The sequence below is a fragment of the Bacillus sp. TCT6 genome, from assembly GCF_056033845.1.
Map to the genome: position 1 here is coordinate 1 of NZ_JBVYHX010000001.1, position 15000 is coordinate 15000.

At 36.7% G+C, this 15000-nt stretch carries 14 protein-coding genes and 2 riboswitches (1 of these 16 only partly in view); of the genes, 11 read left to right on the forward strand and 3 right to left on the reverse strand.

The genetic code is table 11. The features are described from left to right. Positions 1-169 precede the first annotated feature (169 nt). Genes tsaE through tsaD form a run of 4 tightly spaced genes read left to right on the forward strand, consistent with a single transcriptional unit; the run spans position 170 to position 2790 of the window. Positions 170-643 (forward strand): tRNA (adenosine(37)-N6)-threonylcarbamoyltransferase complex ATPase subunit type 1 TsaE, encoded by a 474-nt coding sequence (gene tsaE, locus AC0ONG_RS00005; RefSeq protein WP_000049643.1) that lies wholly within the window; start codon positions 170-172, stop codon positions 641-643. Further along, complete coding sequence (tsaB, locus tag AC0ONG_RS00010; protein WP_000865772.1) at positions 624-1316, forward strand: tRNA (adenosine(37)-N6)-threonylcarbamoyltransferase complex dimerization subunit type 1 TsaB; 693 nt, start codon at positions 624-626, stop codon at positions 1314-1316. The genes tsaE and tsaB overlap by 20 nt, the downstream gene beginning before the upstream one ends. A 14-nt stretch (positions 1317-1330) precedes the next feature. Then, the gene (rimI, locus tag AC0ONG_RS00015) at positions 1331-1774 is read left to right on the forward strand and encodes a ribosomal protein S18-alanine N-acetyltransferase (RefSeq protein ID WP_000367207.1); all 444 of its coding nucleotides are present in this window, start codon (positions 1331-1333) and stop codon (positions 1772-1774) included. Next, positions 1774-2790, forward strand: a complete 1017-nt coding sequence (gene tsaD / locus AC0ONG_RS00020; protein WP_000414591.1) for a tRNA (adenosine(37)-N6)-threonylcarbamoyltransferase complex transferase subunit TsaD — start codon at positions 1774-1776, stop codon at positions 2788-2790. The genes rimI and tsaD overlap by 1 nt, the downstream gene beginning before the upstream one ends. A gap of 484 nt (positions 2791-3274) precedes the next feature. Here tsaD and AC0ONG_RS00025 read toward each other — a convergent pair whose 3' ends face one another. Further along, positions 3275-5209 carry an ABC-F family ATP-binding cassette domain-containing protein gene (locus AC0ONG_RS00025; protein ID WP_000602172.1) on the reverse strand — a complete coding sequence of 645 codons (1935 nt, stop codon included), beginning with the start codon at positions 5207-5209 and terminating at the stop codon, positions 3275-3277. A gap of 187 nt (positions 5210-5396) precedes the next feature. Here AC0ONG_RS00025 and AC0ONG_RS00030 point away from each other — a divergent pair, with 187 nt between their 5' ends. After that, entirely contained in the window at positions 5397-6026 is a 630-nt protein-coding gene (locus tag AC0ONG_RS00030; RefSeq protein WP_000372699.1) for a redox-sensing transcriptional repressor Rex, read from the forward strand. Positions 6027-6055: 29 nt separating this feature from the next. Here AC0ONG_RS00030 and AC0ONG_RS00035 read toward each other — a convergent pair whose 3' ends face one another. Next, a complete protein-coding gene (locus AC0ONG_RS00035; protein ID WP_001246204.1) occupies positions 6056-6247 on the reverse strand; it encodes a YdiK family protein in 192 nt (63 codons plus the stop codon). Then, entirely contained in the window at positions 6244-6993 is a 750-nt protein-coding gene (locus AC0ONG_RS00040; protein WP_000745315.1) for a CPBP family intramembrane glutamic endopeptidase, read from the reverse strand. The genes AC0ONG_RS00035 and AC0ONG_RS00040 overlap by 4 nt, the downstream gene beginning before the upstream one ends. 391 nt (positions 6994-7384) lie before the next feature. Between AC0ONG_RS00040 and groES the strand changes: the two genes are divergently transcribed. The 6 genes from groES to AC0ONG_RS00070 form a co-directional block, all read left to right on the forward strand. Then, a complete protein-coding gene (gene groES, locus AC0ONG_RS00045; protein WP_000917311.1) occupies positions 7385-7669 on the forward strand; it encodes a co-chaperone GroES in 285 nt (94 codons plus the stop codon). A gap of 38 nt (positions 7670-7707) precedes the next feature. Beyond that, a complete protein-coding gene (gene groL / locus AC0ONG_RS00050; RefSeq protein ID WP_001029992.1) occupies positions 7708-9342 on the forward strand; it encodes a chaperonin GroEL in 1635 nt (544 codons plus the stop codon). A 140-nt stretch (positions 9343-9482) separates the two neighbouring features. Continuing rightward, a riboswitch (purine riboswitch) is annotated at positions 9483-9584 on the forward strand. Positions 9585-9748: 164 nt separating this feature from the next. Beyond that, on the forward strand, positions 9749-11287 hold the full coding sequence (gene guaA, locus AC0ONG_RS00055; RefSeq protein WP_000743914.1) for a glutamine-hydrolyzing GMP synthase: 1539 nt from the start codon (positions 9749-9751) through the stop codon (positions 11285-11287). 155 nt (positions 11288-11442) lie between these two features. Beyond that, positions 11443-11544: riboswitch (purine riboswitch) on the forward strand. A 129-nt stretch (positions 11545-11673) separates the two neighbouring features. Continuing rightward, positions 11674-12999: an NCS2 family permease gene (locus tag AC0ONG_RS00060; RefSeq protein WP_000833094.1), complete on the forward strand. Its 1326-nt coding sequence runs from the start codon at positions 11674-11676 to the stop codon at positions 12997-12999. A 145-nt stretch (positions 13000-13144) separates the two neighbouring features. Continuing rightward, a complete protein-coding gene (locus tag AC0ONG_RS00065; protein ID WP_000929890.1) occupies positions 13145-13846 on the forward strand; it encodes a response regulator transcription factor in 702 nt (233 codons plus the stop codon). After that, on the forward strand, positions 13830-15000 hold the 5' portion of the coding sequence (locus tag AC0ONG_RS00070; protein WP_000719237.1) for a sensor histidine kinase. Its footprint extends 335 nt past the window's final position; 1171 of the gene's 1506 nt are visible here — the first part of the coding sequence; it begins with the start codon at positions 13830-13832; its stop codon lies off the right edge, out of view. The genes AC0ONG_RS00065 and AC0ONG_RS00070 overlap by 17 nt, the downstream gene beginning before the upstream one ends.

Here is a 15000-nt window from a genome sequence, read left to right on the forward strand (position 1 = left end):
TATAAAGAAAAGAACGAAACAAGTTGTTTCGTATTTTTTTATTTGTTTTAACAAAAAACTAATAAAGACAGTCAAACTATCCTTAGGACAACTCCTAAGGACTTTTTTATATATTCAAAACCTGTATAATAAAGAGCAGAGAACATTGTGAGTAAAGTAGGTGAAGTCTGTGAGTAAATATGAAGTAACAACAAAATCTTCTGAGGAAACACAAAGATTATCAGAAAAACTAGGTGAACTCGTAGAGGCACAAGATGTAATTATTTTAGAAGGAGATCTTGGAGCTGGTAAGACGACTTTTACAAAGGGACTAGCAAAAGGTCTTGGAGTGAAAAGAGTTGTAAATAGTCCTACCTTTAATATTATTAAAGAATATAAAGGAAGATTACCGCTATATCATATGGACGTGTATCGCTTAGCAGAAAGCGAAGAGGACTTAGGCTTTGATGAGTATTTCTACGGTGAAGGAATTACGGTAGTGGAATGGGCTCATTTAATAGAAGCATATTTACCGAATGAAAAGTTACAAATTAGTTTATTCCATGCGGGAGATGACACAAGAAAAATTATACTCGAGCCAATTGGAAATCGCTATATTAGATTATGTGAGGAGCTATTACAAGATGAAAGTACTAGCAATTGATACTTCAAATTACGTAATGGGTGTATCCCTTATTGAGGAAGGAAACGTGATTGGGGAAATCATTACAAATTTGACGAAAAACCATTCTGTACGTCTTATGCCAGCTGTAGAGCAACTGTTAAAAGAATGTGGTGTAAAACCGAAGGAATTAACTAAAATCGTTGTAGCTGCTGGACCTGGATCATATACAGGTGTTCGCATAGGCGTGACAGCGGCAAAAACATTAGCTTGGTCACTTCAAATACCAATTGTAGGTGTATCAAGTTTAGAGGTAGTAGCTGCAAACGGTGCTAACTTTAATGGATTAATTTGTCCTTTATTTGATGGAAGGCGTGGGCAAATCTATACTGGATTATATACATACGAAGGAGAGCAGTTAACTTCAATAGAAGAAGACCGAATTATTCTTATTGTAGACTGGTTGCAAATGTTAAAAGATAAAGGACAGCCTGTTTTATTTATCGGTAATGATGTTAAATTGCATAAAGAAACAATTATAGAATATTTAGGTGATCAAGCTGTATTCGCTCCTTTTACTAAAAATAATCCAAGACCAAGTGAGCTAGCATTTTTAGGATTACAAAAAGAAGAACATGATGTGCATACGTTTGTTCCGAGCTATCTTCGTTTAGCTGAAGCTGAAACAAAGTGGTTAGAAAGTCAAAACAAGTAGGGGCCTTGCAGAAGATGGATATGATATTTAGAAAGATGGAACTTGATGATATTGCTCAAATTGTAGCTATTGAAGAAGTATCTTTTTCAACTCCTTGGACTGCAGATGCTTTTCACCGTGAATTAACGATGAATGAACATGCACATTATATTGTGTTAGAAAAAGATGGTCGTGTAATCGGGTATTGTGGATTGTGGATAATTATTGATGAATCACATATAACAAATATAGCTATTTTGCCAGAATACCGAGGTCAAAAGTTAGGAGATGCCTTATTGAAAGCAGTTATTTCAGAAGCGAAAGAACTAGGGGTAAAAACAATGACGCTTGAAGTACGTGTATCAAATGAAGTAGCAAAGCAGTTATACAAAAAATATGGATTTCAAAATGGTGGAATTCGTAAACGATACTATGCAGACAATCAGGAAGATGGTCTTGTAATGTGGGTGAATATATAATGGAAAAAAATACGATTATACTTGGGATTGAAACGAGCTGTGATGAAACAGCGGTAGCGGTTGTTAAAAATGGGACGGAAATTATTGCGAATGTCGTTGCATCACAAATTGAAAGTCATAAACGTTTTGGCGGCGTTGTACCAGAGATTGCATCCCGTCATCATGTAGAAGAAATTACAGTTGTGTTAGAAGAAGCTTTAAAAGAAGCAAACATAACATTTGATGATATTGATGCAATCGCTGTAACAGAAGGGCCTGGTTTAGTAGGAGCACTTCTAATTGGGGTAAATGCAGCGAAGGCAGTAGCTTTTGCACATGATATTCCGCTAGTCGGTGTTCATCATATTGCTGGTCATATTTATGCGAACCGTTTAGTAAAAGAAGTGCAATTCCCGCTATTATCACTTGTTGTATCTGGTGGGCATACAGAACTTGTTTATATGAAAGAACATGGTTCATTTGAAGTAATTGGTGAAACGCGAGATGATGCAGCTGGAGAAGCATATGATAAAGTAGCTCGTACGTTATCTATGCCATATCCAGGTGGTCCTCATATTGATCGCCTTGCACATGAAGGAGAACCAACAATTGATTTGCCTCGTGCATGGCTAGAACCGGATTCATATGATTTTAGCTTTAGTGGATTGAAATCAGCAGTTATCAACACTGTGCATAACGCGAAACAACGTGGTATAGAAATTAAACCAGAAGATTTAGCGGCAAGTTTCCAAGAAAGTGTAATAGATGTACTTGTAACGAAAGCAGCTCGTGCAGCAGCAGCTTATAATGTAAAGCAATTACTTCTTGCTGGTGGAGTAGCTGCTAATAAAGGACTTCGTGCCCGATTAGAAGAAGAATTTGCAAAAAAAGAAAACATTGAACTAATTATTCCACCGCTATCTTTATGCACAGATAATGCAGCAATGATTGCAGCGGCAGGGACAATTGCGTATGAACAAGGCAAGCGTGCAACATTAGCCTTAAATGCGAATCCAGGATTAGATATTGAAGCATAGTTATGCACATAATTAACCACAGCTTGTGGATAAAACCCATGTTATCTGTTGATAATGTGGGTTTTATTGTGTATATAAAGTGTTGGTAACTTTTTCGTTGGCTGTGGGTAATGTGGAAAAGTTGGTTTAATAGTTATTTTATAAAGGTGGATATGTGTATAAACTTGTGGATAAACTAGATGAAGTCTGACCTTTGAGTGTATTGTTTTTCGGGAAATAAAAAGCAAGAAGATATCCCCGAAAAACATTTTTTAATATCCCTCCATTATAGAGGGTGCTGATATTGTCAATCCTTGTCGGTAAATCGATATTTCGTGTCGAATCGTTTATGTATATAGGGTTACGATAGATGTATTTGAAAAATCGTTGATATATTCCCAGTTACCATTGATATATCCAAAAAATTATTTATGTACTTAAAGAAAAAAGATGTCGCATAGTCAAAAATCATGACTGATGAGACATCTTCCTTATTTAAATACTCTTATACATGCAGCTCTTCCCACTCTGCCATACAAGTTTCAAGCTGTTCTTGTAGCGTTTGTTTTTTAGTTGTAATTTCACTAGCTTTTTCATAATCTGCATATATTTCTGGTAAGCAAAGTTGATCTTCTAACGTAGCAATTTCTTCTTCTAAGTTTACGATATTTTGTTCTAGCTCTTCAATTTTTCGAGTGCGTTGACGTTCTAATTGTTTACGCTCTTTTTCTTCGAGATAATTTAATTTTTCTTGAGCTACAGTTTTTTGAACAGGTGCCTGATTTTCTTGCTGTTCTTGTTGTTCAAATGCTGCACGTTCAATCATTTCATTTTTCTTCTCCACATAGTAATCGTAATCCCCTAAATATTCCTGTGCGCCTTCTGTTGATAACTCAACCACAGTCGTTGTTACACGGTTAATAAAGTAGCGGTCATGTGAGACAAATAGAAGAGTCCCTGGATAATCAATTAAAGCATTCTCTAAAATCTCTTTACTATTTAAATCAAGGTGGTTCGTAGGCTCATCCAGAATTAATAAATTTGACTTTTGCATCATAAGTTTCGCAAGAGCTAATCGAGCTTTTTGTCCACCACTAAGGGAAGATACTGGTTTCAGTACATCATCTCCTGTGAATAAAAAATTCCCGAGTATAGTACGGATTTCTTTTTCAGGTTGCAGTGGATATTCATCCCATAGTTCATTTAAAACCCGTTTAGAAGATGTTAAATTTGCTTGTTCTTGGTCATAATAGCCAACAGATACATTTGATCCGAAAGAAACATTACCATTTAATAGTGGTAACTTATTCACAATAGATTTTAATAATGTGGATTTCCCAATTCCGTTTGGACCAACTAAGGCAACACTATCTCCGCGAGTTAAGCGCATAGTTACGTGTTCAATTATAGGGTCCTCCTCATAGCCGATGGTTGCATCTTTTACTTGTAAAACATCATTTCCACTTTGCTTTTCAATATCGAAGTGGAATGATGCTGACTTAGAATCCCCTAATGGTCTCGTTAATAATTCCATTCTGTCTAGTTGTTTACGGCGACTTTGAGCACGTTTCGTTGTAGAAGCGCGAGCTATATTCTTTTGAACGAAGTCCTCAAGTTTTGCGATTTCATCTTGTTGTTTTTCGTAACGTTTCATTTCTTGATCATATAATGCTGATTTTAAGTCTAAATATTTACTGTAGTTACCAACAAATCGTCTGCTTTCTTTATTCGAAATTTCATATACTTGTGTAACGAGTTTGTCTAAGAAATAACGGTCATGGGAAACGATTAATATTGCGCCAGGATAACCTTGTAAATATTGCTCAAGCCATGTTAATGTTTCAATGTCTAAATGGTTTGTAGGCTCGTCCAAAATAAGTAAGTCTGGTTTTGTTAATAATAATTTCCCGAGAGCTAATCTTGTTTTTTGCCCGCCACTTAAAGTAGAGATCGTCGTCTGGTGTGTTTCAACTGGGAAGCCAAGGCCGCTTAAAATGGAGCGAATATCCGCTTCGTATTGATATCCACCTTGATCTTTATAATTGAGTTGCAATTGGTCATAATCAGCTAACAATCTTTCATATATAGCTTCGTTTGAAAAGTTTTCTTCTTTTCCCATTTCTTGCTCAAGCTTTCGAAGTTTTGTCTCCATTTGCTGTAAGTGGGTAAAGACGGTTAGCATTTCATCCCAAATTGTTAAAGACGTTTCTAGGCCAGTATTTTGAGCTAAATACCCGATTGAGACATCTTTCGGTTTTATAATTTCGCCACCATCATGTGATAACTCACCAGCGATAATTTTTAATAATGTAGATTTTCCAGCTCCATTCCTTCCAACTAATGCGATACGATCTTTTGTTTGTACTTCCAATTTTATGTTTGCAAGAATTGTTTCTGCACCGTATAATTTCGAAAGTCCATTTACTTGTAATAAAATCAATGTTCTCACCTCAAATAATTTCTTAACTTTGCCATGTTTATATTTCTCAATCATACTAAAAATAGTGTATAGTTTAAAATAAAGAGAGAATACTTCTTCTCTTTATTATACAAGGAATTTAATGAGTGCTAAACTTCTGTATTTGATTAAAGTATATGAATAAAGATAGGAAGAGAGGAGAGGTCATATGGATCAGCAAAAGATTCCACAAGCCACTGCTAAAAGATTGCCTCTATACTATCGATTTATCCAAAACTTATCTCTTTCTGGTAAGCAGCGTGTTTCATCGGCCGAATTGAGTGAAGCGGTAAAAGTAGATTCCGCAACAATACGAAGAGATTTTTCGTATTTTGGAGCATTAGGGAAAAAGGGATATGGATATAACGTAAATTATTTATTATCATTTTTCCGCGAAACACTTGATCAAGATGATATAACGCGTGTAGCACTTATTGGAGTAGGTAATTTAGGGACCGCTTTCTTACATTATAATTTCACGAAAAACAATAATACAAAAATTGAAATGGCATTTGATGTTAGTGAAGAGAAAGTTGGAACAGAAATCGGGGGCATTCCTGTATATCATTTAGATGAATTAGAAGAGAGATTATCAAATGATATACAAGTGGCAATATTAACAGTACCGGCTACAGTAGCACAAGCTGTAGCAGATAGATTAGCTGAAACGAGCGTGCACGGTATTTTGAATTTCACACCAGCACGATTAAACGTATCAGAGAATATTAGAATTCATCATATTGATTTAGCTGTAGAGTTACAAACATTAGTTTACTTTTTGAAAAACTATCCACAATAAAACGCAGAGGAAGCGACCTCTGCGTTTTATTATTGTTTCTTCTTTGTGAATTTAACTAATATAAGGCGAAGTGCCAAATTAAAATCAATTGTTGCCATAACTGCAAATAGTATTGTCCACACATTCCAGATTGTATCTGTCACGTTCGTAATGGCGAAGCGTGTAAAGATACATCCAAGAAGGAAGTATAATGCGGCCATGAACAATGGTGAGTTTCTCATACAAAAAATCCTCCGATAAATCCTTGCATTTTTTCAGCTTCTTTAATCATTTCTTGAATTTGCTCATTGCTCATAAAAATTTGCCCAATAGCGACTAATGTATTCATCGCAACATGAGCTGCAATAGGAACGATAATGCGCTTCGTCTTCACATATAAGAAGGCGAATACGAGCCCCATAGCAGTGTATACCAATAAGTGAGTAAAATCAAAATGAATTGCTGCGAATACAAGTGAACTAATGATAGCTGCAATAAAGAAGTTGAACTTCTTATAAAGTGCACCGAATAGAATTTTTCTAAATACGATTTCTTCTAAGATAGGTCCGATTATAGATACAACAATAAGGAACCAAGGAGTAGTTCGTGCAATTTCCATCAGTTTCATTGTATTTTCTGAACCTTGTTTAATTCCTAGTAGCTGCATCTCGATCATACCGGCAACTATTTGTGAAAAGAAAGCTAAGAATAATCCGATGAAAATCCACCCAATTGTAGCTGGAACAGAAGAGCGCGTTGCATCTAAATGTCTGTCGCGAATATCTGTTCTAAGTAACCAAAGTACGATACATAATGCAACAAAGAAGCTAATAATTGCCCAGTGTCCCATTATGATTTGTCCTTTTTCCTCAATGGTAAATCCTCTATTATCATAGAGTCCTGTTTTTAGGAGAAGTGGTAATCCAACAGCGCCAGATAATTGCATTAAAATGTATGTAACGATAATCCACCAGTATTGTTTCTTCAAATGGTTTAACCATCCTTTCTAACTCTAGTGTATGAGATGAGGTAGGATAACATGTAAATATGTTATCTACGATATAAACTTTCATTCGAATTATGATTTTTTTGTAAATACGTATTTTAAATTAAAGTAGGAGACAGGAAAAAGTTGTACGTTTAGCGAAAACAACTTAGGGTGTCTTTCATATTGTAACATACGAGTAGGGGAAACAACGATTCATATAGTAAAGGCAGTATTCTATATAGAAAGTTTATATAGTAATTTGCGAAAAAATTATGATTTTTTTACTTGCAAAAGAAATTGAGATTATTTATTATTATAAGTGTGTTAGCACTCGGGTGACTTGAGTGCTAATAAATAAAATTTACATAACAAAATGAGGAGGTTATTGTTCATGCTAAAGCCATTAGGTGATCGCGTTGTAATTGAGCTTGTTCAAGCAGAAGAAAAAACAGCAAGTGGTATTGTATTACCAGACACTGCAAAAGAAAAACCACAAGAGGGTAAAGTTGTTGCAGTAGGTACTGGTCGAGTGCTTGAAAATGGTGAGCGTGTTGCTTTAGAGGTAGCAGCAGGTGATCTTATCATCTTCTCAAAATATGCAGGTACTGAAGTGAAATATGAAGGTACAGACTACTTGATTTTACGTGAAAGTGACATCTTAGCAGTTATCGGTTAATTATATAAATCTTAAAAAATCCAAGGGGGTCAATTATTATGGCAAAAGATATTAAATTTAGTGAAGAAGCACGTCGTTCGATGCTTCGCGGTGTCGACACTCTTGCAAACGCAGTAAAAGTAACACTTGGACCAAAAGGTCGTAACGTTGTACTTGAGAAAAAATTTGGTTCACCACTTATTACAAATGATGGTGTAACAATCGCAAAAGAAATCGAATTAGAAGATGCATTCGAAAACATGGGTGCGAAATTAGTAGCAGAAGTTGCTAGCAAAACAAATGATGTAGCTGGTGACGGAACAACAACTGCAACTGTATTAGCGCAAGCTATGATTCGTGAAGGTCTTAAAAACGTAACAGCTGGTGCTAACCCAATGGGTCTTCGTAAAGGTATCGAAAAAGCTGTTACTGCTGCAATTGAAGAATTAAAAACGATTTCTAAACCAATCGAAGGCAAATCTTCTATCGCACAAGTAGCTGCTATTTCTGCAGCTGACGAAGAAGTAGGTCAATTAATCGCTGAAGCAATGGAGCGCGTTGGTAACGACGGCGTTATTACTTTAGAAGAGTCTAAAGGATTTACAACAGAATTAGACGTAGTAGAAGGTATGCAATTTGATCGTGGATATGCATCTCCTTACATGATTACTGATTCTGACAAAATGGAAGCAGTTCTTGATAACCCATACATCTTAATTACTGACAAAAAGATTTCTAACATTCAAGAAATCTTACCAGTATTAGAGCAAGTGGTACAACAAGGTAAACCACTTCTTATCATTGCTGAAGATGTAGAAGGCGAAGCTTTAGCTACATTAGTAGTGAACAAACTTCGTGGTACATTCAATGTAGTAGCTGTTAAAGCTCCTGGATTTGGTGACCGTCGTAAAGCAATGCTAGAAGATATCGCAATCTTAACTGGTGGCGAAGTAATCACTGAAGAATTAGGTCGTGACTTAAAATCTGCTACAGTTGAATCTTTAGGACGCGCTGGTAAAGTTGTTGTTACAAAAGAAAACACAACTGTAGTTGAAGGTATTGGAAATACAGAGCAAATCGCAGCTCGCATCGGTCAAATTCGTGCGCAATTAGAAGAAACAACTTCTGAATTCGATCGTGAAAAATTACAAGAGCGTCTTGCGAAACTTGCAGGTGGCGTAGCAGTAATTAAAGTCGGTGCAGCAACTGAAACTGAGTTAAAAGAGCGCAAACTTCGCATTGAAGATGCACTTAACTCAACTCGTGCAGCAGTAGAAGAAGGTATCGTTGCAGGTGGTGGTACTTCACTTATGAACGTATACACGAAAGTAGCTTCTATCGTAGCTGAAGGCGACGAAGCAACAGGTATCAACATCGTACTTCGTGCACTAGAAGAGCCAGTTCGTCAAATCGCAATCAACGCTGGTCTAGAAGGATCTGTAGTTGTAGAGCGTCTAAAAGGCGAAAAAGTAGGCGTTGGTTTCAACGCAGCTACTGGCGAATGGGTTAACATGCTTGAGTCTGGTATCGTAGATCCAGCTAAAGTAACTCGTTCTGCACTTCAAAACGCAGCATCTGTTGCAGCTATGTTCTTAACAACTGAAGCTGTAGTAGCTGACAAGCCAGAACCAAATGCACCAGCAATGCCTGACATGGGTGGCATGGGCATGGGCGGTATGGGCGGAATGATGTAATTCCGTTTGCCCTAAAAAACATCCATTTCTATATAGAAATGGATGTTTTTTTATGTTTTTTAGAAAAGGAAATGAATTTCTGTAGAATTTTGTCGCTTTCTCTCTTGACCATATAGATACTTCATTGTTAGAATCTAGGAAGATAATATAAAACGATCCTTCATATATCCTCAATGATATGGTTTGAGAGTCTCTACCGGGTTACCGTAAACAACCTGACTATGAAGGCAGTGTGTCTTATATTTATAAAGAGCGGAGACTATCTTTCTTTATAAAGCCAGACCCCTGCCTTTTCTTTGTTATGAGACTAGAGGCGGAGGACTGGCTTTTTTTATTATATTAGTAATGCTTTTCGCCAAATTGGTGAAAATATTTATATACGAGAACTAACGTTGGGGTGATTATTTTGAAGAAGCAACACGATACAATTATCGTTTTAGATTTTGGAAGTCAATACAATCAGTTAATAGCACGTCGAATTCGTGAGTTCGGTGTATACAGTGAACTTCATCCACATACAATTACTGCAGAAGAAATTAAAGCAATGAATCCAAAAGGGATTATTTTCTCTGGTGGACCAAATAGCGTATACGGTGAAGGTGCATTACATTGTGATGAAAAAATCTTCGAACTAGGATTACCGATTTTCGGTATCTGTTACGGTATGCAGCTTATGACACAACACTTCGGTGGTAAAGTAGAGCGTGCCAACCACCGTGAGTACGGAAAAGCTGTTCTTAAAGTAGAGAACGAATCAAAATTATATGCGAACCTTCCAGAAGAGCAAGTTGTATGGATGAGCCATGGCGACTTAGTAACTGGTTTACCTGAAGGATTTGTAGTAGACGCAACAAGTGAGTCTTGTCCAATTGCTGGTATGAGCAATGAAGAGAAAAACTTATACGGTGTACAATTCCACCCAGAAGTACGTCACTCTGAGCACGGTAACGATTTAATTAAAAACTTCGTATTCGGTGTATGTGGTTGTTCTGAAGGATGGAACATGGAGAACTTTATCGAAGTAGAACTAGAGAAAATTCGTGAAACTGTTGGAGACAAAAAAGTACTATGCGCACTTAGCGGTGGTGTAGACTCTTCTGTTGTAGCAGTATTAATTCATAAAGCAATCGGCGATCAATTAACATGTATTTTCGTTGACCATGGTTTACTTCGTAAAGGTGAAGCGGAAGGCGTTATGAAAACATTCAGCGAAGGCTTCCACATGAACGTTATTAAAGTGGATGCACAAGAACGTTTCATGAACAAGTTAAAAGGTGTAGAAGATCCAGAACAAAAACGTAAAATCATTGGTAATGAATTCATTTACGTATTTGATGATGAAGCTTCTAAATTACAAGGTATGGACTTCTTAGCACAAGGTACACTTTACACAGACATCGTTGAAAGTGGTACAGCAACTGCACAAACAATTAAATCTCACCATAACGTTGGTGGACTTCCAGAAGACATGCAGTTCAAATTAATTGAGCCTTTAAATACGTTATTTAAAGATGAAGTACGTGTATTAGGATCTGAACTAGGAATTCCTGATGAAATCGTATGGCGTCAACCATTCCCAGGTCCTGGTCTTGGTATTCGTGTATTAGGTGAAATCACAGAAGAGAAATTAGAAATCGTTCGTGAATCTGATGCGATTTTACGTGAAGAAATTATTAAAGCAGGATTAGACCGCGAAATCTGGCAATACTTCACTGCGCTTCCTGGCATGCGTAGCGTAGGTGTTATGGGTGACGAGCGTACTTACGATTACACAGTAGGTATCCGCGCGGTAACATCTATCGACGGTATGACAGCTGACTGGGCACGTATCCCTTGGGACGTATTAGAGAAAATCTCTGTTCGTATCGTAAACGAAGTAAAACACGTTAACCGTATCGTGTATGATGTAACGAGTAAGCCACCAGCAACTATTGAGTGGGAATAGTATTGTAATAAAAAAGATCCATCTATCATTTGTGAATAGATGGATCTTTTTGTTTTTGCTATTAATACGAACGAAAATATAAAAATTTATAAAATTGTTCGTTTTTAAATTGACAAAAACACTACCTCGAGTTAATATGAGTATGTAATTCAAACGAAAAGTGAATATTATGCCGTCGTATAATATCGGGGATATGGCCCGAAAGTTTCTACCTAGCTACCGTAAATGGCTTGACTACGAGGCGTTTGTATAAAGATGAGGGGAAACTTGTCTTTGTTTATAGAACGCTTCCATGTATATATGCAATGGAAGCCTTTTTTATTTCTCGGGATAAAAGAGGGCTAGGGGAAATACGGCGAGTAATCATATAACGGGGGAAACGTAGGATGAAACGCTATTTTCAGTTTGATGAGCTCGGTACGAATTATAAGACTGAGTTCATAGCAGGGTTAACGACATTTCTATCTATGGCTTACGTACTATTTGTCAATCCTGCTACGCTGTCGCTTGGAAATGTTAAAGGGTTACCAGCAGGTACAGGGATGGATCCAGGTGCAGTATTCGTTGCTACGGCATTAGCGGCAGCGATCGGTTCGTTAATTATGGGTATTTTCGCGAAGTATCCAATTGCTTTAGCGCCAGGTATGGGAATTAACGCGTTCTTTGCTTATACAGCAGTGTTAACGATGGGGATTCCATGGCAAACGGCCATTGCCGGAACATTAATGTCAGGTATTATCTTTATTATTCTTACTGCTTCAGGTATTCGTGAAAAAATCATCAATGCAATTCCATCGGAGTTAAAGTTTGCAGTAGCAGCAGGTATCGGATTGTTCATTGCATTTCTTGGATTCCAAAATGCCGGAATTATCGTGAAAAATGATGCTGTTCTTGTTGGGTTGGGGGACTTAACAAAGGGCACAACGTTACTAGCAATCTTCGGGGTTGTTACTACAATCATCTTTATGATTAAGAAAGTTAATGGTGCAGTATTTTACGGTATGATTCTTACAGCGATCTTAGGAGTGGCAACAGGATTAATTGATACTCCGAAAGCTGTAGTGGGAGCAATACCGAGTCTAGAACCAACGTTCGGTGCTGCGTTAACGCACTTTGGAGATATTTTCACTGTTCAAATGGGTATTGTTATTATAACGTTCTTCTTTATCGATTTCTTTGATACAGCAGGTACGCTTGTAGCGGTTGCGAATCAAGCTGGATTAATGAAGAACAATAAATTACCACGTGCAGGAAAAGCATTATTTGCAGATGCGATTGCAACTGTAATTGGTGCAATCTTGGGTACATCAACAACAACGTCTTACATTGAGTCTTCTGCAGGGGTAGCAGCAGGAGGACGTTCTGGATTTACAGCAGTTGTAACAGCAGGATTCTTCTTACTGGCATTATTCTTCTCGCCATTACTAAGTGTTGTAACGCCAGCTGTAACGGCACCAGCTTTAATTATTGTAGGAATCTTGATGGTTTCTTCCTTAGGGGAAATTGATTGGAAGAAATTCGAGATTGCAGTGCCAGCATTCTTTACAATTATCTCTATGCCACTTACGTATAGTATCGCAACTGGGATTGCGATTGGATTTATCTTCTATCCAATTACAATGGTTGTGAGTGGTCGTCGTAAAGAGGTTCATCCGATTATGTATGTTATGGGAGTTTTATTCGTACTATATTTCATCTACGTTCGTAAATAAATGGGGTTTTTTCAAAGGTCTAGACTTAAGGGGAGTCTAGACCTTTTTTGCGTCTTCAGAAAAACTTAAGGATTTCCGAGCGTTTTTCTTCAGAAGTTTTTCTATAATAGAAGTTAGGGATTAAAAAAGTGATGGGGGAGATATTGTGGCACACGAAACAATACTTGTCGTGGATGATGAAAAAGAAATTCGGAATTTAATTACAATCTATTTAAAGAATGAAGGATATAAAGTATTGCAAGCGGGGGACGGAGAAGAAGGGCTACGTTTACTGGAAGAAAATGAAGTGCATCTAGTCGTATTAGATATTATGATGCCGAAAGTAGATGGTATTCATATGTGTATGAAAGTAAGAGAATCGAAAGAGATGCCTATTATTATGCTTTCTGCGAAAACGCAAGATATGGATAAGATTTTAGGATTAACAACAGGAGCAGATGATTATGTAACGAAGCCCTTTAATCCATTAGAGTTAATTGCACGAATTAAATCTCAGTTACGCCGTTATATGAAAATGAATGGTTTTGCTATTCAAAATGAGGACGAGCTGGAAATTGGAGAGATGAAAATAAATATCTCGACCCATAAAGTTATTGTAGAGGGAGATGAAGTGAAACTAACCCCGAGGGAATTTTCAATTTTAGAATTGCTAGCTAGAAATCCAGGTATGGTGTTTAGTGCGGAGCAAATTTATGAAAAGGTGTGGAACGAACGATCTTTCCAGTCTGATAATACTGTAATGGTGCATATTCGAAAAGTACGTGAAAAGATTGAGGAGAATCCAAGGAAGCCTAGATATATAAAAACGGTATGGGGAGTGGGATATAAGATTGAAAAAGATATTTAATCCGTTTACTTATGTTCGGAAAATTCGAGAATTAATTGAAAAGATCATAAAGAGCGTGAAACGGAGTATAAGGATTCAACTTATTACGGCGTTTACTGCTTGTGCGTTATTAGGTCTCTTTGTATCAACGAAGATAGTAGCACCTATTTTTGAAGATGCTAGCCAACATGCCGAGATTAATTACAGAGATGGTATGGAGCAAATTAATCGTAAAGCTCAAAGTACAGCGGAAATGATGGTTGTTGAAAATAAATTAGATGCTGTACAAAACATGATAGAGCTAGAAAATGAGAATTTAGAGCAAGGGCATGATGCCTTTAAAATATTAGTTACTGACGAAAATGGTAAAGTTTTGTATAAAACGAAGCAAGCGCAAGAAGAACAAATTAATTTGCATAATACAATTCGTAATGCGACTTCATTTGCTATCAATTATTCAAATAATAATGATATTGAAAGATCAAGAAAAGAGTTTATTACATTCTCGCCTATTACAATTGAAGGTAAGAACTTATATATGTTTGTAAGTGGGATTCCTCAAGGGGAGGTAGTGTACTATAAAGTAGAAGGACCATTCCCGTTTTTAATGGGTGTTCTTGTATTCATTTTCTCTTTCTTCTATATAACAAAGAGAAAGATGAAGCAGATTGAAGCAATGGCACAAGGTGTAAAGGAAATAGAAAGAGGTAACTTAGCGTACCGCATTGAGAAAAAAGGTGAAGATGAGATTGCGTCTTTAACTGAGAATATTAATAATATGGCGGAAGAGCTTATGAATAATATAGAAAAGGAACGTAAATTAGAAAAGCAGAAAAATGAGCTTATCACAAATGTATCTCATGATTTGCGTACACCACTTACTTCTATTATGGGTTACTTACGATTACTTCGAGATTCTAAATATGAAAATAAAGAACAACATGATGAGTATACAAGAATTGCTTTTGTAAAGTCGGAGCAGTTAAAGAATTTAATAGAAGATTTATTTGAGTATACGAAGTTAACAAATGAACAAGTTGTATTAGAAAAACAAGAAGTATGTGTAAATGAGTTGCTTGAGCAATTAATAGAAGAGTTAGTACCGCAGGCGGAAGAACATGGACTTACGTTTGTTAAGAAGTTTCCTGAGGAACGTACTTATGCATCGATTGATT

Coding starts and splice junctions, on each gene's coding strand:
- tsaB (WP_000865772.1), top strand. CDS start 624: ATGAAAGTACTAGCAATTGATACTTCAAATTACGTAATGGGTGTATCC.
- rimI (WP_000367207.1), top strand. CDS start 1,331: ATGGATATGATATTTAGAAAGATGGAACTTGATGATATTGCTCAAATT.
- tsaD (WP_000414591.1), top strand. CDS start 1,774: ATGGAAAAAAATACGATTATACTTGGGATTGAAACGAGCTGTGATGAA.
- AC0ONG_RS00030 (WP_000372699.1), top strand. CDS start 5,397: ATGGATCAGCAAAAGATTCCACAAGCCACTGCTAAAAGATTGCCTCTA.
- AC0ONG_RS00035 (WP_001246204.1), bottom strand. CDS start 6,247: ATGAGAAACTCACCATTGTTCATGGCCGCATTATACTTCCTTCTTGGA.
- groES (WP_000917311.1), top strand. CDS start 7,385: ATGCTAAAGCCATTAGGTGATCGCGTTGTAATTGAGCTTGTTCAAGCA.
- groL (WP_001029992.1), top strand. CDS start 7,708: ATGGCAAAAGATATTAAATTTAGTGAAGAAGCACGTCGTTCGATGCTT.
- AC0ONG_RS00060 (WP_000833094.1), top strand. CDS start 11,674: ATGAAACGCTATTTTCAGTTTGATGAGCTCGGTACGAATTATAAGACT.